Consider the following 25402-nt stretch of genomic DNA (forward strand, 5'->3'; position numbering starts at 1 on the left):
CGCCACCGCCCGCCACCGCCCGCCACCGCCCGCCACCGCCCGCCACCGCCCGCCACCGCCCGCCACCGCCCGCCTCCGCCCGCCGCCGGGATCCCCGCCGCGCGAGCCCCGCAGCCGATGCGCGCACCGCCCGCCCTGCTCGGGGGTGAAGCACATCACCTCGGCGCGCGCCATGTATCCGGGCCAGAACGGTACAAGTGTTCCGTTTTCGGTTTACGGTGTACACGAGAACCTGCACACTCGTTGTTGATGTCCGGCATTCTGCGCCAATCGGACTCAGTCACGCGTGCCACAATGCCGTTTCGGGGGGACGTCGCAGGGAGATGACGATGGGCTTGGGCAACGCAGCGGACGTTCCGCTGTGGACGCGGGGACAGAGCGCGCCGGCCGGCTGGTTCGACCGCGTGATGTTCGACATGCACGCCTCCGCGGACGCCCCGTGGCTGTTCATCGCGGCGGGCAAGACCCCGGGGACCCAGGTGCGTGACGGGTCGATCGTCTTCGTCGACCGTGTGGCGCAGCGCAACCTGCGCTTCTCGTCGGCGGGCCTCGGCGACACCGAGATCGGTCCGCTGCAGTGGCAGGTGCTCGAGCCGTCGCGGCGCTGGCAGCTGCGGCTCGCCGACAACCCGAGCGGCATCGCCTTCGACGTCGAATGGCGCTCGCGCGGGCCCGTGTGGTCGCAGACCGCCGACGGTGACGCCCAGGACGACGGCGTCGACGGCGTCGACGGCAACAGCAGGAGCGACGGGCGCGACGACGCCGAGCCGCCCATCGCCAGCTGGGCCGATCAGTCGGGCGTCTACTCCGGCTGGCTGTCGGTGGACGGCGCGCGGCGGCGCGTCGACGGCTGGCTCGGCCAACGCACCCGGATCCGTGGTTTCGGCAACCCGCTGACCGAACACGGCATGCGCGTGTGGGCCCACGGACAGTTCGACGACTGGACGCTGTCGCTGGCCTTGAGCGAACCGCGTCCCGGAACGCCGCCGCGCGTGTTCGGCGCGGTGCAACCGACGGACGCCGGCAGCGCACCGGACCCGATCGTGGCGGCGCAACACCGGCTGAGCTTCGACGAGGACGCCGACTGCCGCTCGGCCCGGCTCGTGCTCACCACCGCCGGTGGCGCCCGATTCACGATCGACGCCGACCCGGGCCGACACCGCGGCGGCCACATGGCCGGCGGCGGTTTCGGCGGCTGGTTCGGGGTGCCGCGTGGCGACCTCGTCGAGAGCGAACGCTGGCCCCTGCGCGGCGCGGCGGGCAACGCCCGGCCCATCTCCCCCTACGCCGGACGGCTGTGCCGATTCGTCTGCAGCGGAGACCTGGTCGGCACCGGCAGCGGCATCTTCGGCGTCGCCCGTCCACGGGCCTACCGCTACGAACCGACCCTGCGCCGCCACTGACCGCGCCGAGCGTCGACTTCCGCTCGCCCCGGTCACAGCAGCCGGGCCCGGCGAACGGACGGGCGAAGCTCGCTCGTCGGGGGGGCGAGCTTCGCCCCGCCGCCCTCGCCGGACAGCGGCGGGGAGACCCTCGGGACGACCGGCAGCTCCCTCAGATCACGACGCCCCCGACCGCACCGGGCGGCCGGGGGCGGACGGGGACGGGGTCAGGCGCCTGCCGGGTCCGGAACCACGCGCAGGTAGGGCAGCGGGGTCTCCCAGCCCTCGGGGTACTTCTCCTTGGCCTGGTCGTCGCTCACCGAACCGGCGATGACGACCTTGTCGCCGGGTTGCCACTGGGCGGGCGTGGCCACGGCGTGCTCGGCGGTGCGCTGCAGCGAGTCGATGACCCGCAGCACCTCGTCGAAGTTGCGTCCGGTGGTCATGGGGTAGATCAGCACGAGCTTGATCTTCTTGTCCGGGCCGATGACGAAGACGTTGCGCAGCGTCGCGTTCTGGGCCGGGGTGCGGTCGGTCGGGTCACCGTCGACGCTCGGCTCGAGCATGCCGTAGGCCTTCGAGACCGCGAAGTCGGTGTCGGCGATGAGCGGGTAGTTCGGTGCGGTGCCCTGGGACCTGGCGATGTCCTCGGCCCACCTGGCGTGGTTGTCGAGAGGGTCGACCGACAGACCGATGATCTTGACGCCGCGCGCGTCGAAGTCGGGCTTGATGGAGGCCATGTACCCGAGCTCGGTGGTGCAGATCGGGGTGAAGTTGCGGGGGTGGCTGAACAGCACCGCCCACGAGTCGCCGATCCACTCGTGGAAGGCGATCTCACCCTCGGTGGTCTGGGCGGTGAAGTCCGGCGCGGTGTCGCCGATGGTCAGGGCCACGTGTTCGTCTCCTCGGTAGCCAGGTGCCGGCCGGCGTCCTCGTGCCGTGCCATCCCTACCAACTCTATCGACACCGGCCGGACCCCCGCCGGTCGCGGGTCACAGCTGGCCGGCGACCAGCCAGTGCTGCGCCGCCGCGAGCGGGCGCACCACGACGCGACCCAGGCCGGCGTGGCCGGTCTTCGCGTCGTTTCCGGCGCCGCCGGTGCCGGCGGCGGCACCGCGGCGCGCCCGCCGCTGCGAGCGCCGCTGTTCCCGGCGGGCCAGCCGCGCCTCCCGCGCACGGTGGTTCTCGCGCGCCATCGCGATGATCTCGGCCTGGTGCTCGCGAGCCATGCTGTCGGTCAGGATCGTCATCGTCCGCTCCTCTGCTCTTCCGGACGGCCCGTCCGTCCGGTGCAGCAATGACGTTCGTCGTAAGGGCCGCGCCCGGGCATCGGCACTTGACCGTGAACCCCGGGGACGCCGGTGCCACCGCGGGCCGCCGACCGACTAAGGCCCGCCGCCGCACCTCCTAAGTGCGACGTGGTGAGGCCGCCGGCCGGCTAAGGGAGGGGCTGCGGGGGTGTTCGCGCCTCAGGAGCCGGCCCCCATCACCCCCCGCGCGATGCCGACGACCACCGGGACCACCCCGAGCAGGACGAACGAGGGCAGGAAGCAGAGCCCGAGCGGCACCATCGCCAGCACCCCGCAGCGGTGCGCCCGCGACGCGTCCGCCGCAGCGGCGTCGTCGCGCAACTCGCGGGCGAGGCGCTCGAAGGCGGTGGCCAGGCGCGAACCGCTGGCGGCACTGCGGACGGCCGTCACCGCCACGGCCGCGGTGTCACCGTCGGCGAGCCCGGCCCACGCCTGCTCGGCCGGGGCGCCGAGACGCAGCAGCGCCGCGCTGCGTTCGAAGCGGGCAGCGACCGCCCCGTCGGCGGCGGCCGCGGCGGCGGCCACCGCCTCGGACGTCGGCCGGCCCGCCCGCAGCGCGGCGGCGACGAGATCGAGCACGAGGGGCACCGACGGGTCGGGCCGACCGGAACGGCCGACGGACGTCGCGCGGCCGGCGAGCCTCCAGGTCAGTGCCGCCACCAGCGGGGCGACGACGGGCGCCGACGTACCGGCGAGCACGGCGGCGGCGCCGGTGGCCGCCAGGGTCACGACGGGCCGCCACCGTCGACCCGCCGCGACGGACCCGGCCGGGCGCCGCTCCTCTGGCGCCGGCCAGACGATCAGGGCGACCGCGACCAGCACCCAGGAGGCAGTCACGCCCTCGCCGCCCGTCCGGTGAGGGCGCGGATCCAGAGCACGCCCGCGACGTCGAGCAGGACCCCACCGCAGCAGACCAGCCGGCCCGCCGGATCGGACAACAGGAACGCCACCGGGTCTGCACCCATCGCGGCGCCGAGGGCGACCCCCACGGCGGGCAGGCCGGCGACGACCAGGGCGGACGACCGCGCACCGGCCAGGGCGACCGCCACCGCCCGACGCCTGGCCGACCGTGCGGCGAGGTCACCGGCGACGGTGCCGACCACGTCCGCCAGAGCCGCACCCGCGGACTCGCTCAGCCGCCAGGCGGCGGCCAGCGCCCGGGGTTCGGGGCGCGCCGCGGACGCGGCGGCGAGCAGCGCAGCGGGCACGTCGCCCCCGACGCGGGCGACGGTCGCGGCACCGTCGAACAGCTGCGCCGGCTCGGGCCCGGCGGCCGCGGCCGCGGTCAGGGCGTCGTGCGGACGCGAGCCGGCGGACAGTTCGGCGGCGAGCAGCGCCACCGCGGTGTGCAGCCGGCGCAGGGCGAGGGCGTCGGCGCGGTGCCGCCGGGCGTCGCCGACGAGCAGCGCGGCGACGGCGGCGGCCACACCCCCCGCGACGCCCGGCGCCGGGCCGGCGGCCACGAGCGTCGCGCCGCCCACGATCAGACCGGACAGCGCGACCACCACCCGCGGCGCGGGGAGATCGGGAACCGCGCGACGGCGACGCCCGGGCCCGGCGGCAGCGCGCAGCCGACCGCCGCCGGCGAGCCCACCGACGCGGACGGTCTCCGTACCCGGCAGCGCGGTGACGGCGAACGCCGCGGCGAGGGCGAGCCACCCCAGGGGAGTCACGCCGGCCCCGGCTCGACGCCGCGGTCGCGCAGCATCGCGGCGAGTCGGGCGGCGCCGGGGCACTCGCCGGTGCTCGCCGTCCACGCCGGCACCACCGCGAGCCCGTCGCCGCGGCGCTCGATCACCGCAACCTCGGCGACACCCCGTCGGCCCGCTCGGTCGCGGCGCAGGTGCACCACGAGGTCGATCGCGGACGCGACCAGGCTCGTCACCGCCGCCGGACCCAGGCCGGCGAGCGCGCCGAGCGCGGCACACCGCGCCGGAACGTCCGCGGCGGAGTTCGCGTGCAGCGTCGCGGCGCCGCCCTCGTGACCCGTGTTCAACGCCACGAGCAGGTCGACCATCTCGGCCCCGCGGAACTCGCCCACGACCAGCCGGTCGGGACGCATCCGCAGTGCCTGCCGGACGAGTTCGCGCAGCCCGACGGCGCCGGCGCCCTCGACGTTGGGAGCGCGGGTCACCAGCCGCACCACGTGCGGGTGGTCGACGACGAGTTCGGGCGCGTCCTCGATGAGCAGCAGCCGTTCGGTGGCGGCCGCCCCCGCGAGCAGGGCGCCGAGCAGCGTGGTCTTGCCGGTTCCCGTGCCCCCGGTGATCACGATCGCCAGCCGGGCCGCGGTGACGTCCCGCAGCAGGCGCGCCGACCGGCCGGGCAGGGCGCCGGCCGCAGCGAGCGCGGCGAGATCGAGCCGTCGCCGCGCGAGCACCCGCAGTGACAGCGTCGTCGCCGTGGCCAGGGGCGGCAGCACCGCGTGCAGGCGGCTGCCGTCGGCCAGCACCGCGTCGACGTACGGCGCGGCGTCGTCGAGCCGGCGCCCGGCGGCGCCCGCCAGCCGCTGGGCCAGTGCTCGCACCGCCGCGTCGTCGCCGAAGGTGACCCCGGTGCGCTCGAGACCGTGACCCCGGTCGATCCACACGGCGTCCGGGGCGTTGACGAGCACATCGGTGACACCGGGCAGGGCGAGCAGCGGCTCCAGCGGACCCGCCCCGTGCAGCTCGGCGGCGACGTCACGGCGCAACCGGTCGAACACCGTGTCGTCGACGACCGCGCCGGACTCCGCGCGCAGCGCGGGCGCGACGTCCGTGCCGCCGCCCGCGGGCCCGGTTCCGGGCAGGCCCCCGGCGACCAGCCGGTGCCGCACCCGGGCCACCAGGTCGGCATCGGGCCCGCTCACGCGGCGGCCACCGCGTCGAGCACGCCCCCGGCGACCGTCCGCCACGCCCGCGGCGCACGTCGGGGGTCGATGCCGTGCCGGGCGGGTGCCGGCAGCGTGCCGACGAGCCGGCCGCCGACCAGCCGCGCAGCCCGGTCCGGCGCCACCGGGCCCGGGCGGGCGACCACCCCGACCGGCACGTCGCCCAGGCCGGCGACCACCGCGTGGGCGGCGACCAGTCCCGCCACGTCGCACCTCACGGGCACGACGACCAGGCGACAGGTGGGCAGCACGGCGGCCCGCGCGGCGGTGTCGTGCCTGGGCAGGTCGACCACGACGGGACCCAGGCTCTCCGCGGCGGACACCACCTGGGCCACTGCCGCGGCGGGCACCTCGGCCACGTCGGCCGCGAGCACCGCGCACCCGAGCACCGCGGGCACGCCCTCGACCAGCTCGTGCGGATCGAGACGGCCGCCGGCCACGTGCAGCCGGGACCACCGCGCGCCGGGCTCGTGCTCGAGCCCGAGCAGTACGTCGAGGCCGCCGCCGGCGCAGTCGAGGTCGATCAGCACCGACGGTGCGGCGGCGACGGCGAGCACGGCGGCGAGCGATGAGGCCCCGATGCCGCCGCTGCCACCGAGCACGCCCAGCACCGGTCCGCTCGTCCGCACCCGCACACCATGACGCGGCCGGACGATGGCGGGGACCGGTCGCGGGCCCGTCTGTGGACAGCCGACAGGCTGTGGACGGCGGGCTTGACAGCCGACGCGTCCGCTCTTTCGTATCCTCGCCTCGTGACCGATGCGCGTCGCACCGCGGCCTTCTTCGACCTCGACAAGACGATCATCGCCAAGTCGAGCGTGCTCGCCTTCGGCCGGCCGTTCTACCAGGGCGGCCTCATCAACCGGCGCGCCGTGCTGCGCAGCGCCTACGCGCAGTTCGTGTTCGCGCTCGCCGGCGCCGACTCCGACCAGATCGAGCGCATGCGCGCGTACCTGACCAGCATGTGCGCGGGGTGGGACGTCGCGCAGGTGCGCGAGATCGTCGCCGAGACGCTGCACGACATCATCGACCCGATCGTCTACGACGAGGCGGTCGACCTGGTGACGATGCACAAGGCGGCCGGACGCGACGTCGTCATCGTCAGCACGTCCGGCGAGGAGGTCGTCGCCCCCATCGGCGCGATGCTCGGCGCGGACGAGGTGGTCGCCACGCAGATGGTCGTCGCCGACGGCAAGTACACCGGCGAGATCAGCCGTTATGCCTACGGTCCGGAGAAGGCGAAGGCGATCCGCGAACTCGCCGAGCAGCGCGGTTACGACCTCGCCAGCTGCTACGCCTACAGCGACTCGGCCACCGACGTGCCCATGCTCGAGACGGTGGGCCACCCGTACGCGGTCAACGCCGACCGGGCGCTGCGCAAGGTGGCGGCCGAGCGCAACTGGCCGCTGCTCGCGTTCTCGAACGCGGTGCCGCTGCGCGAGCGGATGCGGGGGTTCCGGCCCGAGCACCCGATGCTGTCGGCCGGCGTCGTGGGAGCGGGCACCGTGGCGGCCGGCGTCGCCTGGTACCTCACCCGGCGGCGCGCCCGCCCCTGAGCGCGGCGAGCACCGCCCCGCCCGAGGCGACCGGGCCGGGCCCACCGCCGGCGGGCAGGAACGTCAGCGCCACGTGGTCGGCACCCGCGGCGAGGTGATCGGCCGCCCGCGCGGCGATCGCGTCCGCGTCGCCCCACGCCACGACCGCGTCGAGGAAACGGTCGTCGTGCCGGTCGATCTCGTCGTCGGTGAACCCGAGTCGACGCAGATGCAGCCGGTACCCGTCGACCGACAGCAGGAAGCCGATCGTCGGGGCGGCGATCTTCCGTACCCGCTCGAGGTCGTCGACCGCCACCGCGAACTGGTCGACGGCGAGGACGGCGGCGGACCCGAGCCGTCGCCGGGCCTGCGCCGTGCCGTCGACGGTCGTCAGCAACGTCATCGCGCCCGCCGCCCGCTCGCGCGCCACCGCGGTCTTGCGCGGACCGAGCGCGGCGAGGACTCGTTCGCCGGCCGGCACGCCCAGCCGGTCCAACGCGTCGAGGTGGCGTGCCAGCGCCGCGAGCGATCGCGGCTGCTGCGGGCCGCCGAGACCGAGGACGAGGCGCCCGGGACTGCGGCGGCCGAGGTCGGCGTGCAGGCCGGCGATCGCGTCGTCGCCGAACACGCCGAGCGGGACCACCGCGGTGACCACGCGGATGCGCTGCGTGGCCTCGACCACCTCGTGGACGCGCTCGAGCGAGTCGAGCCGGCCCCCCGCCAGCCACAGCGCGTCGAACCCGGCCGCCTCGAGCTCACGGGCCCGGTCCAGGTGCGATCCGTCCGCGGCGATGTCGAGCGCGCAGCCGTAGGTACCGATGTCCAGCGTCATGGCACGGACGCTAGGAGTTGAAGTTCGCTTCAGGTCAATGGGCGACAAGGCACCTGTGCGCTGCGGATGACACGCCGCCGAAGGGTTGTGCTCCAGGTCACAGAGGTGTCCACTAGGTGCCACGGATGACGACGGAGCAGGCGCGGTCAGCGACAGCGATGACGTGATCCGGGCACGGCCGAACGGGCACCCACGCGGCGGTCCCACCACGCAAGGTGAGGCGGCGCGGAACCGCGAGAGCGGGCCGCGTCTGCACTTCCAACAGGGCACGCTTGGTAACCCGGCCGGCCGTGCAACGGCGGCGCCGCCCCCTCGGGGACGGCGCCGCTGTCATGTCCGCGCGCGCTGCGCCCTCGCTCACTGCGCGCGGCGGATGGCCTCGCAGATCGCGGTGGTCTCGGTGGCGCCGGCGACGAGCGCGTCCGCGCAGTGGACGAGCCACGCGGCGATGCCGTCCGGGGTGGCCGTCCGGTAGGCGTCGAGGGCGGCGACGTACTCGTCGCGCAGCTCACGGTGGCCCACCTCGACGGCGACGAGCGATTTCGGGTCGAGGCCGCGCTCGATCAACGTCAGCCGGACGGCGGCCCGCGCGACGACACCGGACGCCGGCGCGAACGCGTCCAGCGAGAGCACCTCGCCGTGGACGATGCCCGCCACCACGATGGCGGGGGCGGACGTCGCCCCCAGCACGGCGCTGAGGGTGTCGAGCCGGTCGGCACCGGCCACCGGTCGTCCCAGTGCCTCGGTGGACTCGACGAGGTCGGCGGCGGCGAGCACGTGCAGCCGGGCGAGCGCCTGGCGCGGGGCCCGCGTCCACGTGTCGGTCAGCGTGCCGATCGCGGCCTGCGTGCGCAGCGCTCCCTGCACGACCGGGTCGTCCGCGGCCCGTCCGTGGCGGACGTCGTCGAGCGCGACGTCCGCCCCGGACAGCACGGCCGAGGCCCACGCGCCGCGCAGCGACGACTCGGACGACACGTCCGACGAGCTGCGCCGCAGCACACGGTGGGCGAGCAGGGCGTCGACGGCGGTGCGGGTGCGGGCGACGGCGTCGCCCACCCCCGGCAGCTCGACGAGGGGGGCGAGCGGGTCGGCGGGCACGACGTCGAGCTTAGGAACGACGCCGCGCCCGCCGGGACCCGGTGGTCAGCAGCTCGCGCTGCCGGCCGGCACGCTGATCGCGTCGAACGACGCCTGCACCGCGGTGCACTGCGTGCTGCCCGCGCCGTAGAGGTCCTTCGCGGACGTGATCGCCCCGTCGCGGGCGTCGGTGTAGTCGCTGCCCGACGTCAGGTACACCGACAACGTCCGGTACCAGATCTTCTCGACCGTCTCGTGCCCGATGCCCGTGATCGACGCGCCGTTGCACGTCGGGCTGTCGTACGCGACACCGTTGATCGTCCGCGCGCCCGAGCCGTTCGAGGCGAGGAAGTACCAGTGGTTCAGCGGGCCGGACGAGTAGTGCGGGTCGAGGTTCTTCGTGCCCGTCGTCCAGCAGTCCTGCGAGGCGCCGTCCCGGGACGGCCGGTCCATGTAGCGCAGCGGGGTTCCGTCGCCGTTGATGTCGATCTCCTCGCCGATGAGGAAGTCCGGGCTGTCGGACGCGTTGTTCGCGTACCACTCGACGGCGGTGCCGAAGATGTCACTGGTCGCCTCGTTGAGGCCGCCCGCGTCACCGGAGTAGTTCAGGCCGGCGGTGTTCTCGGTGACGCCGTGGCTCATCTCGTGCCCGGCGACGTCGAGCTCGACCAGCGGGGCGTTGTTGCCGGCGCCGTCGCCGTAGGTCATCTGCGTGCCGTCCCAGAAGGCGTTGACGTAGTTGTTGCCGTAGTGCACCCGCGAGCGGGCGCCGGTGCCGTCGTCCCAGATGCCGGCGCGGCCGAGCACCGAGTCGTAGAACTCGTAGGTCTTCTCGGCGCCGTAGTGGGCGTCGACGCCCGCGGACGCGCGGTCGCTGTTGGAGCCGTTGCCCCACAGGTCGTCCGCGTCGGTGAAGGTCGTGCCGCTGCCGGACGTCCGGTTCCCGAGGTCGGTCGTGTAGTTGCCGTGCTGGTCGCGCAGCGTGTAGCCGCCGGTGCCGGACGTCGTGCCGAGGCTCACCGACCCCACGAAGATGCCCGAACCGGTGCCGGTGACGACCTCGTCCCAGGAGGTCAGCCTGCGGCCGGTGTCCGCGTCGACGACGGTGTGCAGCACCGACGGCGTCTGGTCGGCCTTGATGCCGCGGGTGACGACGTCGTACGCGAGGCGCGGCGTCGCCCCGCCGGCGAACACGACGAGCTGTCCCGGCGTCGACGTCGGCTGCTTCAGCGCGATGCGCTGCGCGTTCGCCTTCGTCCGCGCCGCCGAACGCGACAGCTGCGGGGTCACGGACGCGACCGCGACGGACGTCGGGCCGGATCGCGAGACGGACGCGATCGCGCCGCCCGGGGTGCGGTGCACCACGAGGTCACCGCCGACGACGCGCAGGCCGTCGAACGTGCGGGTGTAGCGCTCGTGGCGGGCACCGGACCGGTCGACGACCGCGTCCTTGACGACGAGCTTCTCGCCGGAGGCGAGACCGAGGCGCTGCGCGGTCGCGCCGACGTCCGACCGGGCCTCGCCGAGCGCGGCCGCGCGGGACATCGGGGAAGGGGCTGCGCCCGACGGCGCGGCGACGGACACGGCTGCGGCGGCCATGCCCGCGGTGAGCACCCCGACGGTGGTGACGATCCGGGCCGTGGACAGTGGTCTTCTCAACGCGGTCTCCCTCGCGGCGGCGGTCCCCGGGCGGGAACGGATTCAGCAGACCTTAAGGGACGAACGTCCCGTTCGGGAGGGTTCTGTCCGCATTTGTCCGTTTCGTAGCACCGGCCGGCGGGTACACCCTCGCGCTGCCCCCGGGCGAACCGACCCGTGCGGCGCGACCCGGACGGACGGTCCGGTCTGCGACGATGGACCCGAACGAGCGTCCCGTCCCGGCACCGGCCGGTGACCGGCACCGCCGTGACGACGAAGGGACGACAGCGTGACGGTCACCCCACCGGGAAGCCAGCCGGGAAGCCAGCCGGGTCCGGCCGCGAAGCCCGCCGAGCCCAGCATCGGCGAGCTCGTGTCGCAGGCGTCGGAGTCGGTGTCGACGCTCGTCCGCAGCGAGATCGAGCTGGCCAAGCTCGAGCTGCGTGCCTCGGTCAAGAACGCCGGCGTCGGCATCGGGTTCTTCGGCGCCGCCGCCGTCGTGCTCGTCTTCTCGCTCACCTTCGGCTTCCTCGCACTCGCCGAGGGCCTGAACGCCATCGGGCTGTGGCGCTGGCTGAGTTTCCTGATCGTGTTCGGCTTCCAGCTCGTGCTGGTCGCGATCTTCGCCCTGCTCGGCATCAAGAAGGTCAAGCGCGTGAAGGCACCGCAGCAGACCATCGACACCACCAAGCAGACGGTCGACTACCTCAAGAAGTCCCGGAAGTAGCCCGTGGGCTTCGGACCCCTGCCGGGCGCCCCGGACAGGTCCGTCGTCCTGGTCGACGGCCCGTGGACGCACCGGACGGTGCGCGCCAACGGCATCGCCCTGCACGTCGCCGAGGCGGGCACGGGTCCACTCGTCCTGCTCGTCCACGGCTTCCCGCAGTTCTGGTGGACGTGGCACCGCCAGCTCGTCGACCTGGCCGACGCCGGCTTCCGCGCCGTCGCCGTCGACCTGCGCGGCTACGGCGCCAGTGACAAGCCGCCCCGCGGCTACGACTCGCCGACCATGGCCGCCGACATGGCCGCGCTCGTCCTCTCGCTCGGCGAGAGCGACGCGATGGTCGTCGGCAGCGACATCGGGGGCGGCCTCGCCTGGACGATGGCCGCCACCCACCCGCGGGTCGTGCGCAGCATGGTGGCGCTCGGCGCGCCCCACCCGCGGCGGCTGCGGGCGGCCGTCCGTGCCGACCCCGCGCAGCGGCGGGCGTCCGCCTACGCCCTGCGCACCTTCCAGGTGCCGCGCCGCCCCGAGCACCTGCTCTCGCGCGACTCGCTCTGGGTGCGCGAGCTCGCCGAGCAGTGGTCCGGGCCGCGGTGGCGGGGCACCCCGGGTTACGTCTCGGACGTCGAGCGCTACGCGCAGGCCATGCGCATCCACCCGGTGTCCTACTGCGCCGCCGAACACTTCCGGTGGGCGGTGCGCTCGCAGCTGCGCGGCGACGGCCGCCGCTACGCCGAGGCGATGCGCACCCCGATCGGCGCTCCGGTGCTGCACCTGCACGGCGCGGCGGACGGCTGCGTGCTGCCGTCGACGGCGCAGGGGTCGGGGCAGTACGTCACCGGCGAGTACGAGTGGCACCAGCTCGAGGGCGTCGGCCACTTCGTGCAGGACGAGGCGCCCGAGCTGGTCAGCGGCGAGCTGATCCGGTGGGCCAAGACCCACTGATCACCCGGGGTCACCCGGGCGTGCAGCCCCCGGTGCCCACGGCGGCGGTCGCCGTCCGCCCGGTCTGCGCCGCGGAGCGCACCTCGTCGCGGGTGAGCACGAACCCGGTGTCGCGCGAGTCGAGGGCGGTCGCGAACACGACGCCCAGCACCCGTCCCTGGTAGTCGAGCAGCGGGCCGCCGGAGTTGCCGCTGCGGACGGTCGCCCGCACCGAGTAGATCTCGCGCGTCACCGTGCCGTTGCCGTAGATGTCCGACCCGCGCACGGTGGTGCGTGAACGCACCCGCGCGGTGTTGGTCGTGTAGCTGCGGTCCTCGGGGTAGCCGACGACCATGGCCGGCGTGCCCCGGGGCGCGGGGACCTGCGCGAACGGCAGGGCGGGCGCGCTGAGCCCCGGGACCGCGAGCACGGCGACGTCGCGGTCGGGATCGAAGTAGACGACCCGCGCCGGCGTGGTGTTGGCGTCGTTGCGTCCGACGACCACGCGGACGGTGCGCGTGCCCGCGACCACGTGCGCGTTGGTCATCACCCGGTTCGGCGCGAACACGAACCCGGATCCCTCGATGCCGCGACCGCACTCCGGTGCCTGCCCGTAGATCTTCACGATCGAGCGCTCGGAGTTCACCACCACGCGGCGGGCCGACTGCGGCAGCGTGCGCGGCGGGGGCGCGACGGGCACGACGGACGTCGACGGCAGGTCGCCCAGCACCGGCGGGAAGCCGCTGCGGTTGAAGAAGTCGCGCAGCGACGAGTACAGGCCGCGCACCGCGTCGGGGACGACCTGGTTCACGCCGCGGACGATCTTCGACTGGCTCGCCTGCTGCGCGAGCGTCGGGTAGGCGGACGTCGCCAACGGCAGCGCGACCATCCACGCCACCAGCAGCACGGCGACGACCCCGAGCACGGCGCCCAGCGCGGAGTCCCACGGGCGGACGGCGCCGCGCACGAACCGGTCCTTGATCATGCCGGCGAGGAAGACCGCGAGCAGCTGGCCGAGCATGGCGCACAGCAGCACCGACACGATGGCGATGGGGATCTGCGCGGTGCCGTCGGCCAGGGCCGACCCCAGCGGACGGGCCAGCTGGGCGCCGATGGCCGCGCCGCCGAAGAACCCGACGAGCGAGAACGCGCCCACCACGGCGCCGCTGCGGAAGCCGCCGATGCCGTACCCGATCGCGGCGAGCACGATCAACAGGTCGAGCAGGTTCACCGCGTCACCACGAGCGTGCCGGTCTGGCCCTGCTGGATGTGGATCGTGCACACGAAGCGGTAGCGACCGGGTTCCGGGGTGTCGAAAGTGGCGCTGGTCGTGCCCTGCGCGCCCGCGAGGGGGACGAACGCGCCGGGCAGCCCGTTCACCGACAGGTTGTGCGGCGCACCCGTCTTCGCGGTGTTCTTGAGCACGATCGTCACCCGTCCGGGGCGGACGACCAGCGTGGACGGGTGGAAGCGGTAGTCGCTGCCGGTCGTGACGACGAGACGCTGCGCGTCGGCGGGGCCGGTGGCGGTGCCCGTCCCCGTGTACGGACCGGTGGCGGCCGGCGCCTGGTCGTGGCCGCAGCCGGCGACCGCCGTCAGCGCGAGAACCGCCGCGCCGCAGGCGGTGAGGACACGGCGCGCGGACATGACCTGACGGTACCCAGGCGCGTCGGGGGCGCCCCGGGGACGCTCAGCCCGCGTCGCGGCGGGGCGGACGGCCGCTCAGGGCCGGCGGCAGCGGACGGGTGACCTCCGGGTCCCACGGCCTCGCCCAGCCGCCGTACTCGAGCACCCGGTCGAGCAGGCCGGCGGTGAATCCCCACACGAACAGACCCGACGACGGCGGTGTGAACCCGGGGCCGACGAGCCCGGACGGGTGCTCCACCCGGAAGCGGTTGGCGGGGTCGGCGAGCTCGGCCAGCGGGACCAGTTCGGCGCGGGCGACCTCGCCGGGGTCGACGGCATCCACGGGGTGCGGCTCGCGCCACCACGCGAGCACGGGCGTCACGACGAACTCCGACACCGGGATGAAGATCGCCGGCAGGTCGGCCACCACCTGGACGCTCGCCGGGTCGAGCCCGGTCTCCTCCTGCGCCTCGCGCAGCGCGGCGGCGGACGGCGAGGCGTCCGTCGGGTCGAGCGAACCACCGGGGAACGCGACCTGGCCGGCGTGGGTGCGCAGCGTCGCGGCCCGCTCGATGAGCAGGACGGCGGGCCCGTCGCCCCGGTCGCTCAACGCGATGAGGACGGCCGACTCGCGACCGCGCCCGTCCTCCGGGGGCAGGAACCGGGAGAGGTCCTCGCCGGTCATGCGTGTCGCGGCGTCGGCCAGCGTGGCGAACCAGGGCGGGAGCGGTGCCGTCACGAGGCGACCATCTGCGCCTCGGTCTTCACCAGCTTCCCGGCCACCTCGGGATCGGTCGGGCCGTCGCCGTAGGACGGGCACAGCGAGGCGATGGGGCACGCCCCGCAGGCGGGCTTGCGGGAGTGGCAGATGCGCCGGCCGTGCCAGATGGCGCGGTGGCTGAAGATCGTCCACTCCTTCTTCGGGATCAGCGCGGCGACGACGCGCTCGACCTTCACCGGGTCGGTCTCGTCGGTCCAGCCCCAGCGACGCACGAGGCGGCCGAAGTGGGTGTCGACGGTCAGGCCGGGGACGCCGAAGGCGTTGCCGAGCACGACGTTGGCCGTCTTGCGCCCGAAGCCGGGCAACGTCACCAGGTCCTCGAGCCGGTTCGGCACCTCGCCGTCGAAGCGCTCGACGAGCTGGTGGCCGAGGTTGATCAGCGAGGTGGTCTTGTTGCGGAAGAAGCCGGTCGACTTGATCATCGCCTCGAGTTCGTCGCGGTCGGCGGACGCGTACGCGGCGGCGTCGGGGTAGCGGCGGAACAGCGCCGGCGTCACCTCGTTCACCCGCTTGTCGGTGCACTGCGCCGACAGGATGGTGGCCACCGAGAGCTCGAGCGGCGTCGTGAAGTCGAGTTCGCAGTGGGCGGTGGGGTACACCTCGGCCAGCTCGCGGTTGATCCGGCGGGCCCGCCGGGTCAGCGCGAGCGGGGACTCGTCCGCGAACTTCGACACCTTTGCTGCAGTCGCCACGCCGCCGAGCGTACGGCGACGCACCGACGTAACTACGGCACAATGGGGCCACCATGATCGGATTCGCGCTGCTGCTGTTCCCCTTCGTCCTGCTGGGCTTCGTGCTGCTCATGCAGCGCGTCGAGGAGCCGCTGAACTCGGTCAACACCGACCGCGACATCGAGCAGTTCCTCGAGGGCGCGAGCCCCGCCGAGCTCGACACCTTCGTGCGCGAGGGCACCGATTCGGCCCTGTCCCGCTTCCGCACCCGGCTGGGATTGAAGCGGCTGCGGCGCGGGTGGCGCCGCGCGTCCGACTGACGCCGCTACCTCACGGGTGAGCCGCAGGGCGACCTTGCCCGCGACACGCGCAGGCGTTGCCCTAGACTCCGGATCGACTGTGACCTGGTTCGCACCCGCCGCGTGCGTGGTGCGGGCGGCTGAGGAGTGTTGGTGGACGAGATTCTGCGGCGGGCGGGGCTGTTCCAGGGCGTCGATCCCGAGGACGTCGAGGCCCTGTCCGGTGAGTTCGAGATCTTCGAGCAGCCCCGGGGCGCCGTGCTGTTCAACGAGGGCGAACCCGGTGACAGCCTCTACATCGTCCTGACCGGCAAGGTGAAGCTCGGGCGTCGTTCACCCGACGGCCGCGAGAACCTCGTGGCGATCTACGGCCCGTCCGACCAGTTCGGCGAGCTGTCGCTGTTCGACCCGGGTCCCCGCACCGCCACCGCGACCGTCGTCACCGACGCCCGCCTGGCCCGGCTGCCGAAGGCCGCGCTGCAGAAGTGGGCCACCGACCGTCCGCAGATCGCGATGCAGCTGCTGCGCGTCGTGGCCCGCCGGCTGCGCCGCACCAACACGATGCTCGCCGACCTGATCTTCGTCGACGTCCCCGGCCGCGTCGCCAAGCAGCTGCTGCAGCTGGCGCAGCGGTTCGGCTCCATCGACGGCGGTCAGCTGCGCGTCACGCACGACCTCACGCAGGAGGAGCTCGCCCAGCTGGTCGGCGCCTCTCGCGAGACCGTCAACAAGGCGCTCGCCGACTTCGCCTCGCGCGGCTGGCTGCGGCTCGAGGGCAAGTCCGTGGTCATCCTCGACCGCGAGCGGCTCGCCCGCCGGGCGCGATAGCTACTCGCGCAGGTAGTCGAGCTGGGCGCGCACGCTCAGCTCGGCGGCGTCCCACAGCACGGGGTCGACGTCGGCGTAGACCGTCTCGACCACCTGTCGCGGGCTCGCGTCCGCACCGAGCTCGCGCAGCGCGTCACGCACCTGGTCCAGTCGCAGCGCCCGGTGCTCCAGGTACTGCCCGGTCACCGCTTCGAGGTCGGGCAGCTCGGGGCCGTGGCCCGGCAGCACCGGCACCGGGCCGAGACCGCGCAACCGCCCGAGTGACGCGAGATAGGGCCCCAGCGCCCCGTCCGGGTGGGCGACGACCGTGGTGCCCCGTCCGAGGACGGTGTCGCCGGTGAGCACCGAGCGTCCGGACTCGTCCGTGAGCAGGTAGGACGTCGAGTCGGACGTGTGCCCCGGGGTCGCGAGCACCTCGAGGCGGACGTCCGCGACGTCGAGCACGTCACCGTCCGCGAGCGGCCCGCCGTCGCGGCACAGCGCGGGGTCGAGCGCGCGGACGGGCGCGCCGGTGTGCGCGTGCAGCGTCCCGGCGAGCTCGACGTGGTCGTGATGGCGATGGGTGAGCAGCACCAGCGCCGGGGCGGGCGCGGCGGCGAGCAGGCGCTCGAGGTGGCCGTCGTCGGCGAGCTGCGCCTCGGGACCACCGGCCCGCGACTGTCCCGGGTCGACGACCACGGGCGCGTCCGGCGACCCGAGCAGCCAGGTGTTGGTGCCGTCGAGCGTCATGTGCCCGGGGTTGCGCTGCAGCAGCACCCGCACGCCCGGCCGCACCTGGCGCACCTCGCCGTACGCCGGATGGGCACTCATGCCCGGGGCCCGCGGATCTGCATCAACCGCCCACCGGGTAGTTCGACGGTCACCGCGCCGTCGTCCGCGACGTGCATGGTCGGACGGACGGGGCTCAGGTCGGCGCCCTCGGACCGGGCCAGCACCGCATCGACGTCCGCGCAGTCGGCGAGCGACGCGAGCGTGAGCAGCGTCGGCGGCAGCAGGCGGCGTTCACCACGCTGCGCCTGCTCGATGGCCTCGCCGACCGGCACCCAGTCGGCGGACGACGACTCGGTCGTCACGTCGGCGGCGACGGCGCCCTCGGGCAACCGTCCGACGAAGAAGCGGGTGTCGTAGCGGCGCACCTCGCCCTTCGGCGTGACCCAGCGCGACCACGGCCGCAGCGCGGCACCGTCGACGGACAGGCCGTGCTCGCGCAGCAGGTCACCGAAGTCCACCTGGCCGGACTCGACGTCGGCCACGTGCTCGGGAAGGTGCTTCGGGGGAACGGTGAGCAGCACCCCGGTCTCCTCGAACGTCTCGCGCACGGCGGCGCCGAGCAGGCCGCGGGCCACCGGCTCGGAGCAACCGAAACGGGCGGCGAGGGCCGCGGTGTCGGCGCCGGTGATCGGCAGGTCGACGTCGCGGTCGTCGACCCGTCCGCCGGGGAAGACGGTCATGCCGGCGGCGAACTCCATACCGGTGACCCGGGTGAGCAGCCAGGCCTCGACGCCCTCGGCGCCGTCGCGCAGCAGCACGACGGTGGCCGCGTCCCGGACGGGGACGTCGCCGGCCGCGGTCACCCGCGGACCGCGACGATCAGCTCGATCTCGACCGGCGAGTCCATCGGCAGCGACACGACCCCGACGGCCGAGCGGGCGTGCCGGCCGGCGTCGCCGAACACGTCGCCCAGCAGCGTGCTGGCGCCGTTCACGACCGCGGGCTGGCCGGTGAAGTCCGGTGTGCTCGCCACGAAGCCGACGACCTTGACGACCTGCTCGACCGCGTCGAGACCGACGAGGTCGTGCACGGCCGCCAGCGCGTTGAGCACGGCCAGCCCGGCCAGCCCCTGCGCCTCCTCCGGCGACACCTCGGCACCGACCTTGCCGGTCGCAGGCAGGGCGCCGTCGACGAACGGCAGCTGGCCGGACGTGAACACCCACGGACCGCTGCGCAGCGCGGGCACGTAGGCGGCCAGGGGCGCGGCCACGGGCGGGAGGGTGATGCCGAGCTCGTCGAGGCGGGTGAGAGGAGACGTCACAGTTCGACGGTATCCGCTGTCTCCTACTCTGGAACGATGCCCACCCGCACGGCCGGCACCGCCTCCAGCGCGCCGCGCCTCGCCGACGCGATCGTGAACCCGGCACCCAAGGCACGCCTGCACGTGGTCACCGGCAAGGGCGGCACCGGCAAGACGACGGTCGCGGCCGCACTGGCGCTCGCGATCGCCGGGCTCGGCAAGCGGGTGCTGCTCGTCGAGGTCGAGTCGCGGCAGGCGCTGGCCCAGCTGTTCCACCGCCCGCCCATGCCCTACGCCGAGGAGAAGCTCAGCGCGGCCCCCAACGGCGGCGAGCTCTACGGCCTCGCGATCGACGCCGAGGAGGCCATGCTCGAGTACCTCGAGATGTTCTACGGGCTCAAGCGCGCGGGCAAGGGACTCAAACGCCTCGGCGCGGTCGACTTCGTGACCACACTCGCCCCCGGCCTGCGTGACGTGCTGCTCACCGGCAAGGTCAAGGAGTCGGTGGTGCGGGTCGGCCGCGACGGCGACCCGAAGCAGCGCGCCTACGACGCCGTCGTGCTCGACGCGCCGCCGACCGGCCGCATCACCCGGTTCCTCGACGCCACCCGCGAGGTCGCGAAGCTCGCGCGCATCGGCCCGATCCACCGGCAGAGCGACGGCGTCATCCAGCTGCTGCACGGCCCGCAGACGGTCGTGCACCTCGTCACGCTGCTCGAGGAGATGCCGGTGCAGGAGACGATCGACGCCGCCGCCGAGCTGCAGCGGCTCGACTTCCAGCTGGGCGCCGTGATCGTCAACCGCGCGCGTCCGGCCCTGCTCACCTCCGCGCAACTGGGCGCGGACGACCGTCCGGACGCGGCGTCGCTGAGCGCGGGGCTCGCCGCGGCCGGGTTCTCCGACGACCAGGTGGGCGCCTACGCCGACGCGCTCGCGAGCGAGGTCGCCGACTACGCGCGCCGCCAGCGGCTCGAGGCCGAGGGGGCGTCCCGGCTCGACGGCCTCGACATGCCGCGCATCACGCTGCCCGACCTGAACCCGCCGGTGGAGCTGGGCGAGCTGAAGGACCTCGCCGCCCGTTTCACCACGGCAGGTGCCCGGTGACCGGCTTCGACGCCCTGGCGCTGGTGCGCGACCCGAAGGTCAGGGTCGTCGTCACGTGCGGCAGCGGGGGCGTGGGCAAGACCACGACCGCCGCCGCCCTCGCCCTCGCGGGGGCCGAGGCCGGACGCCGCACGGTCGTGCTCACCATCGACCCGGCCCGGCGGCTGGCGCAGTCGCTCGGCCTCACCGAACTCGACAACACCCCGCGCGAGGTGAAGGGCGCCGGCGACGAGGCGGGCGGCCGCCTCTTCGCGATGATGCTGGACATGAAGCGGACGTTCGACGACGTCGTGCTCGAGAACTCCACGCCCGAACGCGCCGAGCAGGTGTTCAACAACCCCTTCTACCAATCGCTGTCGTCCTCGTTCGCCGGGACGCAGGAGTACATGGCGATGGAGAAGCTCGGCCAGCTCGTCGCCACCGACGAGTGGGACCTCGTCGTCGTCGACACCCCGCCGTCGCGCTCGGCGCTCGACTTCCTCGACGCCCCGAACCGGCTCGGCCGCTTCCTCGACGGGCGGATGATCAAGCTCATCACCGCACCCGCGAAGGCCGGCGGACGCGCGTACATGAAGGTCGTCACCGTGGGTGTCGGCATGGTGGCCCGGGTGTTCACCAAGGTCATCGGTGGCGACCTGCTCAACGACCTGTCGACCTTCGTCAGCGCGCTCGAGTCGATGTTCGGCGGGTTCCGCGAGCGCGCCGACCAGACCTACCAGCGCCTGAAGGACCCCGGCACCGCGTTCGTCGTGGTCGCCGCCCCGGAGCCCGATGCCCTGCGCGAGGCGTCCTACTTCGTCGACCGGCTCAGCGAGGAGCACATGCCGCTGGCGGGCGTGGTCGTGAACCGCACCCGGCGCACGGCCCCGGTGGCCGGCACCGCCAAGCCGCTCACCGCCGCCCAGGCCGGCGTCGCCGCCGAGCGGGCCGAGGCCGAGGAAGGGGCGGACGCCCGGCTCGCGGCCGCCGCCCTGCGGGTGCACGTCGAGGTCGCCGCCGCCGCCGAGCACGACGCCCGCATGGCGAAGCGGTTCCGGGCCGCGCACCCGGAGGTGCCGCTGTCGGCCGTCCCCGCCCTCGCGTCCGACGTGCACGACCTCGACGGCCTGCGCGAGATCGCGCGCCTGCTGGGGCCGGACGAGGGCTCCGTCCCGTCCGCCTGAGCGGCGTCACAGGACGAAACGGGCACTGAAAGCCGGGCCCCGTACCCTCGTTGCTCGTGGCAGATTCTCCCGCGGACGCATGGAAGACCCTCGGCAAGCTGCTCGCCGCTCTGGTCGCGGCCGGTGTGCTCGTGGCGGGGCTCGCGCTGCCGTACGTCGGCGGGCTCGGCCTGGTCGCCGGACGCGAGGCCGACAAGTTCCAGGACACCACCTGCAACCTGCCCGACAGCAAGCCGCCGCAGCGCACCACGCTGTACGCGCGCGACGGCAAGACCGTGCTCGCGAGCCTGTTCAGTCAGGACCGCGTCGAGATCGGGCTCGACCAGGTGCCGCAGACGCTGCAGGACGCCCTCGTCGCCACCGAGGACCGCCGCTTCTACTCCCACCACGGCGTCGACATCCGCGGCCTGATCCGCGGTGCCGTGAACACGACCAGCGGTGACACCCAGGGCGGGTCGACGCTGACCATGCAGTACGTCAAGCAGGTCCGCTACTACGAGGCCGGCAACGACGTCGAGAAGCAGCAGGCGGCGATCGACCAGAACCTCAACCGCAAGATCGAGGACGCCAAGTGCGCGATCTACATCGAGGACACCCTCAAGACGCCCAAGAAGAAGATCCTGCAGAACTACCTGAACATCGCCTTCTTCGGTGAGAACGCCTACGGCATCGAGACCGCGGCGCGCACCTACTTCAACAAGCCGGCCAAGGACCTCGAGCCGCAGGAGTCGGCGCTGCTCGTCGGCCTGCTGCGGGCGCCCAGCGCCTACGACCCGTTCGTGAACCGGGTCGCGGCCAAGGAGCGTCGCGACGAGGTCCTCCAGAACATGGTCGCCGTCGGCAAGTGGAGCCAGGCCGAGGCGAACAAGTACAAGGCGATGCCGATCCAGCTGGCCACCGACGCGCCGCCCGCGGTGCGACAGGGCTGCGCCAACTCGGTCTCGACGGTGCGCAACGTCGGCTTCTTCTGCGACTACGTGCGCACCTGGCTGATGTCCCGCACGGGGCTCACCGACCAGCAGCTGCAGACCGGCGGGTACCGCATCATCACCACGCTCGACCCGAAGCTGCAGAACAGCGCGCAGTTCCACATCACGCGCTCGGTGCCGGCGAGCTCGCCCTACACCGCGACGCTGCCGGTCATCGAGCCGAAGACCGGCAACATCCTCGCGATGGCCGCGAGCAAGCAGTACGGCATCAAGAAGAACCAGACCGTGCAGCCGATCTTCACGAAGCCGGTCGCGAGCCCCGGTTCGACGATCAAGATCTTCCCGTTGCTGGCCGCGTTGAGCATGGGCTTCCCGGCCGACTGGACGCTGCAGACCAACACCGGGCGCGACGGCTACACGCCGGAGAACTGCTCCACCAAGGACCCTGCGAAGAACAACACCGAGGGCGACGACTTCAGCACCAACGAGACGCTGCGCTCGGCGATGGTGAAGTCGTCCAACACGTTCTTCTCCGGCCTGGCCGACCAGGGCATGTACTGCCGCCTCGACTCGATGGTGGCGCTGGCGCAGAAGTTCGGCCTGACCAGCCTGGACGCCCCGGTGTCGTCGAACACCAAGAAGACGGTCGCCCAGGACATCGTCGGCACCGAGAGCCCGCTGCGCATCGTGCTGGCCTCGGGCCTGCTCGCCAGCCCGCTGCAGATGGCCGGCGCCTACGCCGCCGTCGCCAATGCCGGCAAGTTCAACCCGCCCGCGCCGGTGACGATGGTCTACGACAGCAACGGCAACGCCGTCGACACCAAGCGCCTGGGCGCCACGCAGATCGTGCCCGCGGAGGCCGCGCTGCAGGCGATCGACATCATGAAGGGCGACACCAACGACCCGTCCGGCACGTCGTACGGGCGCTTCCAGTCGTACTACTCGGACGGCGGCAGCAACATCGCCGGCAAGACGGGCACGGCGCTCGCGCAGCCGGCCTCGAAGAACGGCGCGATCTGGTTCGCCGGCATGACACCGTCGATGGTGGGCGTCAGCGCGATCATCGACTTCGACAACCCGTCCGCGCCGCAGCGTGGCCTGCCCGGGGCCGCCCCGGGCCAGGCGTACGGCGACTACGCGGCCAAGGTGTGGCTGTCGGCGATGGGCCCGTCGCTCAAGGGTGAGCGGTGGACCTGGCCCGACCCGAACTCGGTGAGCGGCACCCCCGTCCCCGACGTCACCGGCGTGAGCCCGGCCGACGCGAAGAAGCAGCTCGCCGCCTCCGGGTTCAAGATGCACATCTTCGGCACCGAGAACGAGGGACAGCCCGCGCTGTGCCGTGGTGACGCGCCGCTGGGCACCATCGCGTACTTCGGCCCGAAGGTCGCGCCCGCGGGCTCGACGATCACGGTGTGCGAGTCTTTCGGCCGGCAGCAGGACATCTACACCCCGCCCCCGCCCCCCAGTCGCGACCCGCCGCGCCGCGGTGGCGGCAACAACCGCGGCGGTGACCGCGGCGGCAACCAGGGTGGTGGCGGCGCCGGCGGTGGCGGCAGCAACGCTCCCGGCGGTCCGGGTGGTGGTGGCGGTGCCGGTGGTGGCGGCGGCGCCGGTGGTGGCGGTGCCGGTGGTGGCGGCGGTGCCGGTGGTGGCGGCGGTGCCGGCGGCGGTGGCGGTGCCCGTCCGGGTCCGGGCGGCGGCTGAGCCGTCCGTCCGCCGAACGAACTCGAGGGCCCCACGTCGCGATCGCGACGTGGGGCCCTCGTCGTGTCGGGGTCCTGGGGTCAGCCTCCGGACAACTGCCGGCGGACGGTGTCGCTGACCCGCTTGCCGTCGGCGCGTCCGGCGACGCGCGGTTGGACGAGCTTCATCACGGCACCCATCTGCCGCGGCTCGGTGGCGCCGGCCTCGGCGATGGCGGCGGCGACGATGTCGGACAGCTCGGTGTCGTCGAGCTGCGCCGGCAGGTAGGCGTCGATGACGCCGTGCTCGGCGCGCTCGCGCTCGGCCAGCTCGGTGCGGCCGGCGCTGTCGAACGCCTCGGCGGCCTCACGGCGCTTCTTGCCCTCACGGGCCAGCACCTTCTGCACCTCGTCGTCGGACAGCTCGCGGGCCTGCTTGCCGGCGACCTCCTCGGTGGTGACCGCGGCGAGGACCATCCGCAGGGTGGCGGTGGTGAGCTCGTCGCGCGCCTTCATCGCGGCGTTGAGGTCGTCGTGCAGTCGGGCCTTGAGTGTCGGCATGGCCTCGACGGTACCGAGCAGCGACAGGGGGTTCCGTCCGTACGCTGGGCCCATGGCGGACGGCGAGCGGCAACTGCGGGTGGCGGGCGCCGCCGTCGGTTCCGTCGCCGCGCTGGGCGTGGCAACCCTCGCCTACGGGGTCGGCATCGAGCGCAACCTGTTCACGCTGCGCCGCCGCGACGTGCCCGTGCTAGCGCCGGGCGCGGCGCCGATCAGGGTCCTGCACGTGTCCGACCTGCACATCACGCCGGGCCAGGCCCGCAAGCAGGCGTGGATCCGCGGCCTGGCCGACCTGCGTCCCGATCTGGTCGTGAACACCGGCGACACGCTGTCGGCCGAGCACGGAATCCCGGCGGTGATGGCGGCGCTCGAGCCGCTGTTCGCGTTCCCCGGCGTGTTCGTGCCCGGCAACAACGACTACTGGGCCCCCCGTCCGAAGCTGCCGACGCGCTACCTGAGGCCCGCGCACGGACCGGTCAACCGGGGCACGCCCCTGCCGTGGCCGGCCATGGCACGCGCGATGTCCGGCGCGGGATGGGTCGACCTCACCCACGTGCGCACCGTCCTCGCCGCGGGCGAGGCGAAGGTGGCGCTCGCCGGCACCGACGACCCGCACCTGCGCAAGGTCGACTACTCGCAGATCGCCGGCGCGGCCGAGGCCGACGCGGCCGTCCGCATCGGGGTCACCCACTCCCCCGAGCCGTTCGTGCTGCGGGAGTTCGCCGCGGACGGCTACGACCTGGTGCTCGCCGGGCACACGCACGGCGGGCAGGTACGCGTGCCGTTCGGGCCCGCGCTGGTCACCAACTGCGGCATCGACCGCGGGCGTGCCCGCTGGCTGCACCGGTGGGACGACCACATGTGGTTCCACGTCTCCGCCGGGTTGGGCACGAACCCGTACGCCCCGATCCGGTTCTGCTGCCGCCCGGAGGCGTCGTTGCTCACCCTCGTGCCGCGCAACTGAGGCCTCGGGTCACCGGAGTTTGCACCTCGTCACGTCGTCATCCGCTCACGCCATGACCCGATAGCGACCTCGGCAGGTGCAAAGCCGGAGAAGCGGCGGTCCCGGTAACCCGGGTGAAGTGCGGCGGACGCGGCGGCTATGCTGGAGCGGTTGCTCACGGGGTGTGGCGCAGCTTGGTAGCGTGCTTCGTTCGGGACGAAGAGGTCGCAGGTTCAAATCCTGTCACCCCGACGCAGACCGAGTGAAGATCGAGCTTGCTCGTGTCTTCCGAGGTCCAGGAGGCGGTAGGAGGGGCGCAGCCCCGAATACCCCGACGCAGACCGAGTGAAGATCGAGCTTGCTCGTGTCTTCCGAGGTCCAGGAGGGGGTAGGAGGGGCGCAGCCCCGAATACCCCGACAATGGGAACCCAGGGTGCTCGGGTCCCCCGGCCCGTTCAGTGGCGCCGACACCGGATCTTCGGACAGACCACGCGCCCCAGCACCGGAACCGCC

Annotated in this window: 27 protein-coding genes and 1 tRNA gene; 11 read left to right on the plus strand and 17 right to left on the minus strand. The window is 73.7% G+C overall.

Annotated elements, in window-relative coordinates; genetic code table 11:
- The first annotated feature begins 329 nt into the window (after positions 1-329).
- Complete coding sequence (locus ACYVP9_RS16105; protein WP_460605930.1) at positions 330-1403, plus strand: hypothetical protein; 1074 nt, start codon at positions 330-332, stop codon at positions 1401-1403.
- 206 nt (positions 1404-1609) lie between these two features.
- Here ACYVP9_RS16105 and ACYVP9_RS16110 read toward each other — a convergent pair whose 3' ends face one another.
- The 6 genes from ACYVP9_RS16110 to ACYVP9_RS16135 form a co-directional block, all read right to left on the minus strand.
- Positions 1610-2275 carry a peroxiredoxin gene (locus ACYVP9_RS16110; protein ID WP_460605931.1) on the minus strand — a complete coding sequence of 222 codons (666 nt, stop codon included), beginning with the start codon at positions 2273-2275 and terminating at the stop codon, positions 1610-1612.
- A gap of 99 nt (positions 2276-2374) precedes the next feature.
- Positions 2375-2632, minus strand: coding sequence for a hypothetical protein (locus tag ACYVP9_RS16115; protein ID WP_460605932.1), 258 nt, complete (start codon positions 2630-2632; stop codon positions 2375-2377).
- A 219-nt stretch (positions 2633-2851) separates the two neighbouring features.
- A complete protein-coding gene (locus ACYVP9_RS16120; RefSeq protein ID WP_460605934.1) occupies positions 2852-3421 on the minus strand; it encodes a type II secretion system F family protein in 570 nt (189 codons plus the stop codon).
- A gap of 104 nt (positions 3422-3525) precedes the next feature.
- On the minus strand, positions 3526-4365 hold the full coding sequence (locus ACYVP9_RS16125; protein WP_460605935.1) for a type II secretion system F family protein: 840 nt from the start codon (positions 4363-4365) through the stop codon (positions 3526-3528).
- Positions 4362-5540, minus strand: a complete 1179-nt coding sequence (locus ACYVP9_RS16130; protein ID WP_460605936.1) for a P-loop NTPase family protein — start codon at positions 5538-5540, stop codon at positions 4362-4364. Before ACYVP9_RS16130 ends, ACYVP9_RS16125 begins: the two co-directional genes overlap by 4 nt.
- The gene (locus tag ACYVP9_RS16135) at positions 5537-6190 is read right to left on the minus strand and encodes a CpaE-like family protein (RefSeq protein WP_460605937.1); all 654 of its coding nucleotides are present in this window, start codon (positions 6188-6190) and stop codon (positions 5537-5539) included. Before ACYVP9_RS16135 ends, ACYVP9_RS16130 begins: the two co-directional genes overlap by 4 nt.
- 123 nt (positions 6191-6313) lie before the next feature.
- Between ACYVP9_RS16135 and ACYVP9_RS16140 the strand changes: the two genes are divergently transcribed.
- The gene (locus ACYVP9_RS16140; protein ID WP_460605939.1) at positions 6314-7117 is read left to right on the plus strand and encodes an HAD family hydrolase; all 804 of its coding nucleotides are present in this window, start codon (positions 6314-6316) and stop codon (positions 7115-7117) included.
- Here ACYVP9_RS16140 and ACYVP9_RS16145 read toward each other — a convergent pair.
- The 3 genes from ACYVP9_RS16145 to ACYVP9_RS16155 all read right to left on the minus strand — a co-directional run bounded on the left by ACYVP9_RS16145 (position 7092) and on the right by ACYVP9_RS16155 (position 10664).
- Complete coding sequence (locus ACYVP9_RS16145) at positions 7092-7928, minus strand: LLM class oxidoreductase (protein ID WP_460605940.1); 837 nt, start codon at positions 7926-7928, stop codon at positions 7092-7094. The two genes, ACYVP9_RS16140 and ACYVP9_RS16145, sit on opposite strands and share 26 nt — an antisense overlap.
- 357 nt (positions 7929-8285) lie before the next feature.
- Positions 8286-9026, minus strand: coding sequence for a Fic family protein (locus tag ACYVP9_RS16150; RefSeq protein ID WP_460605941.1), 741 nt, complete (start codon positions 9024-9026; stop codon positions 8286-8288).
- A gap of 45 nt (positions 9027-9071) precedes the next feature.
- Positions 9072-10664, minus strand: a complete 1593-nt coding sequence (locus ACYVP9_RS16155) for a M4 family metallopeptidase (RefSeq protein ID WP_460605942.1) — start codon at positions 10662-10664, stop codon at positions 9072-9074.
- A gap of 268 nt (positions 10665-10932) precedes the next feature.
- Between ACYVP9_RS16155 and ACYVP9_RS16160 the strand changes: the two genes are divergently transcribed.
- Both ACYVP9_RS16160 and ACYVP9_RS16165 read left to right on the plus strand, forming a co-directional pair.
- Complete coding sequence (locus tag ACYVP9_RS16160; protein ID WP_460605943.1) at positions 10933-11370, plus strand: phage holin family protein; 438 nt, start codon at positions 10933-10935, stop codon at positions 11368-11370.
- A 3-nt stretch (positions 11371-11373) separates the two neighbouring features.
- Positions 11374-12312: an alpha/beta fold hydrolase gene (locus ACYVP9_RS16165; protein ID WP_460605945.1), complete on the plus strand. Its 939-nt coding sequence runs from the start codon at positions 11374-11376 to the stop codon at positions 12310-12312.
- Between the two features lie 10 nt (positions 12313-12322).
- Here the strand turns inward: ACYVP9_RS16165 and ACYVP9_RS16170 are convergent, their stop codons facing one another.
- The 4 genes from ACYVP9_RS16170 to nth are packed head-to-tail and all read right to left on the minus strand — an operon-like array spanning position 12323 to position 15390.
- A complete protein-coding gene (locus tag ACYVP9_RS16170; protein WP_460605946.1) occupies positions 12323-13522 on the minus strand; it encodes a MarP family serine protease in 1200 nt (399 codons plus the stop codon).
- Positions 13519-13938, minus strand: a complete 420-nt coding sequence (locus ACYVP9_RS16175) for a cupredoxin domain-containing protein (RefSeq protein ID WP_460605947.1) — start codon at positions 13936-13938, stop codon at positions 13519-13521. The genes ACYVP9_RS16170 and ACYVP9_RS16175 overlap by 4 nt, the downstream gene beginning before the upstream one ends.
- Before the next feature lie 43 nt (positions 13939-13981).
- Positions 13982-14656, minus strand: coding sequence for an NUDIX hydrolase (locus ACYVP9_RS16180; protein ID WP_460605948.1), 675 nt, complete (start codon positions 14654-14656; stop codon positions 13982-13984).
- Positions 14653-15390, minus strand: coding sequence for an endonuclease III (nth, locus tag ACYVP9_RS16185; protein ID WP_460605949.1), 738 nt, complete (start codon positions 15388-15390; stop codon positions 14653-14655). Before nth ends, ACYVP9_RS16180 begins: the two co-directional genes overlap by 4 nt.
- A gap of 53 nt (positions 15391-15443) precedes the next feature.
- Between nth and ACYVP9_RS16190 the strand changes: the two genes are divergently transcribed.
- Both ACYVP9_RS16190 and ACYVP9_RS16195 read left to right on the plus strand, forming a co-directional pair.
- Positions 15444-15689 carry a hypothetical protein gene (locus ACYVP9_RS16190; protein WP_460605950.1) on the plus strand — a complete coding sequence of 82 codons (246 nt, stop codon included), beginning with the start codon at positions 15444-15446 and terminating at the stop codon, positions 15687-15689.
- 132 nt (positions 15690-15821) lie between these two features.
- The gene (locus tag ACYVP9_RS16195; protein WP_460605951.1) at positions 15822-16496 is read left to right on the plus strand and encodes a Crp/Fnr family transcriptional regulator; all 675 of its coding nucleotides are present in this window, start codon (positions 15822-15824) and stop codon (positions 16494-16496) included.
- Here ACYVP9_RS16195 and ACYVP9_RS16200 read toward each other — a convergent pair whose 3' ends face one another.
- The 3 genes from ACYVP9_RS16200 to ACYVP9_RS16210 are packed head-to-tail and all read right to left on the minus strand — an operon-like array spanning position 16497 to position 18528.
- A complete protein-coding gene (locus tag ACYVP9_RS16200) occupies positions 16497-17306 on the minus strand; it encodes an MBL fold metallo-hydrolase (protein ID WP_460605952.1) in 810 nt (269 codons plus the stop codon).
- Positions 17303-18070 carry an NUDIX hydrolase gene (locus ACYVP9_RS16205; RefSeq protein WP_460605954.1) on the minus strand — a complete coding sequence of 256 codons (768 nt, stop codon included), beginning with the start codon at positions 18068-18070 and terminating at the stop codon, positions 17303-17305. The genes ACYVP9_RS16200 and ACYVP9_RS16205 overlap by 4 nt, the downstream gene beginning before the upstream one ends.
- Positions 18067-18528 carry a RidA family protein gene (locus tag ACYVP9_RS16210; protein WP_460605955.1) on the minus strand — a complete coding sequence of 154 codons (462 nt, stop codon included), beginning with the start codon at positions 18526-18528 and terminating at the stop codon, positions 18067-18069. The genes ACYVP9_RS16205 and ACYVP9_RS16210 overlap by 4 nt, the downstream gene beginning before the upstream one ends.
- Positions 18529-18564: 36 nt before the next feature.
- On the opposite strand from ACYVP9_RS16210, the gene ACYVP9_RS16215 reads away from it, so the two are divergent.
- The 3 genes from ACYVP9_RS16215 to ACYVP9_RS16225 are packed head-to-tail and all read left to right on the plus strand — an operon-like array spanning position 18565 to position 23407.
- Positions 18565-19611: a P-loop NTPase family protein gene (locus ACYVP9_RS16215; protein ID WP_460605956.1), complete on the plus strand. Its 1047-nt coding sequence runs from the start codon at positions 18565-18567 to the stop codon at positions 19609-19611.
- A complete protein-coding gene (locus tag ACYVP9_RS16220; RefSeq protein WP_460605957.1) occupies positions 19608-20774 on the plus strand; it encodes an ArsA family ATPase in 1167 nt (388 codons plus the stop codon). Before ACYVP9_RS16215 ends, ACYVP9_RS16220 begins: the two co-directional genes overlap by 4 nt.
- Positions 20775-20830: 56 nt before the next feature.
- A complete protein-coding gene (locus ACYVP9_RS16225; protein ID WP_460605958.1) occupies positions 20831-23407 on the plus strand; it encodes a penicillin-binding protein in 2577 nt (858 codons plus the stop codon).
- An 80-nt stretch (positions 23408-23487) separates the two neighbouring features.
- Here ACYVP9_RS16225 and ACYVP9_RS16230 read toward each other — a convergent pair whose 3' ends face one another.
- Positions 23488-23946 (minus strand): GatB/YqeY domain-containing protein, encoded by a 459-nt coding sequence (locus ACYVP9_RS16230; RefSeq protein ID WP_460605959.1) that lies wholly within the window; start codon positions 23944-23946, stop codon positions 23488-23490.
- A gap of 52 nt (positions 23947-23998) precedes the next feature.
- Between ACYVP9_RS16230 and ACYVP9_RS16235 the strand changes: the two genes are divergently transcribed.
- Together ACYVP9_RS16235 and ACYVP9_RS16240 are read left to right on the plus strand one after the other, a co-directional pair.
- Positions 23999-24910: a metallophosphoesterase gene (locus tag ACYVP9_RS16235; RefSeq protein ID WP_460605961.1), complete on the plus strand. Its 912-nt coding sequence runs from the start codon at positions 23999-24001 to the stop codon at positions 24908-24910.
- A gap of 157 nt (positions 24911-25067) precedes the next feature.
- Positions 25068-25141, plus strand: a tRNA-Pro gene (locus ACYVP9_RS16240).
- The last annotated feature ends 261 nt before the right edge of the window (positions 25142-25402 follow it).

This window comes from Jatrophihabitans fulvus (assembly GCF_054781375.1).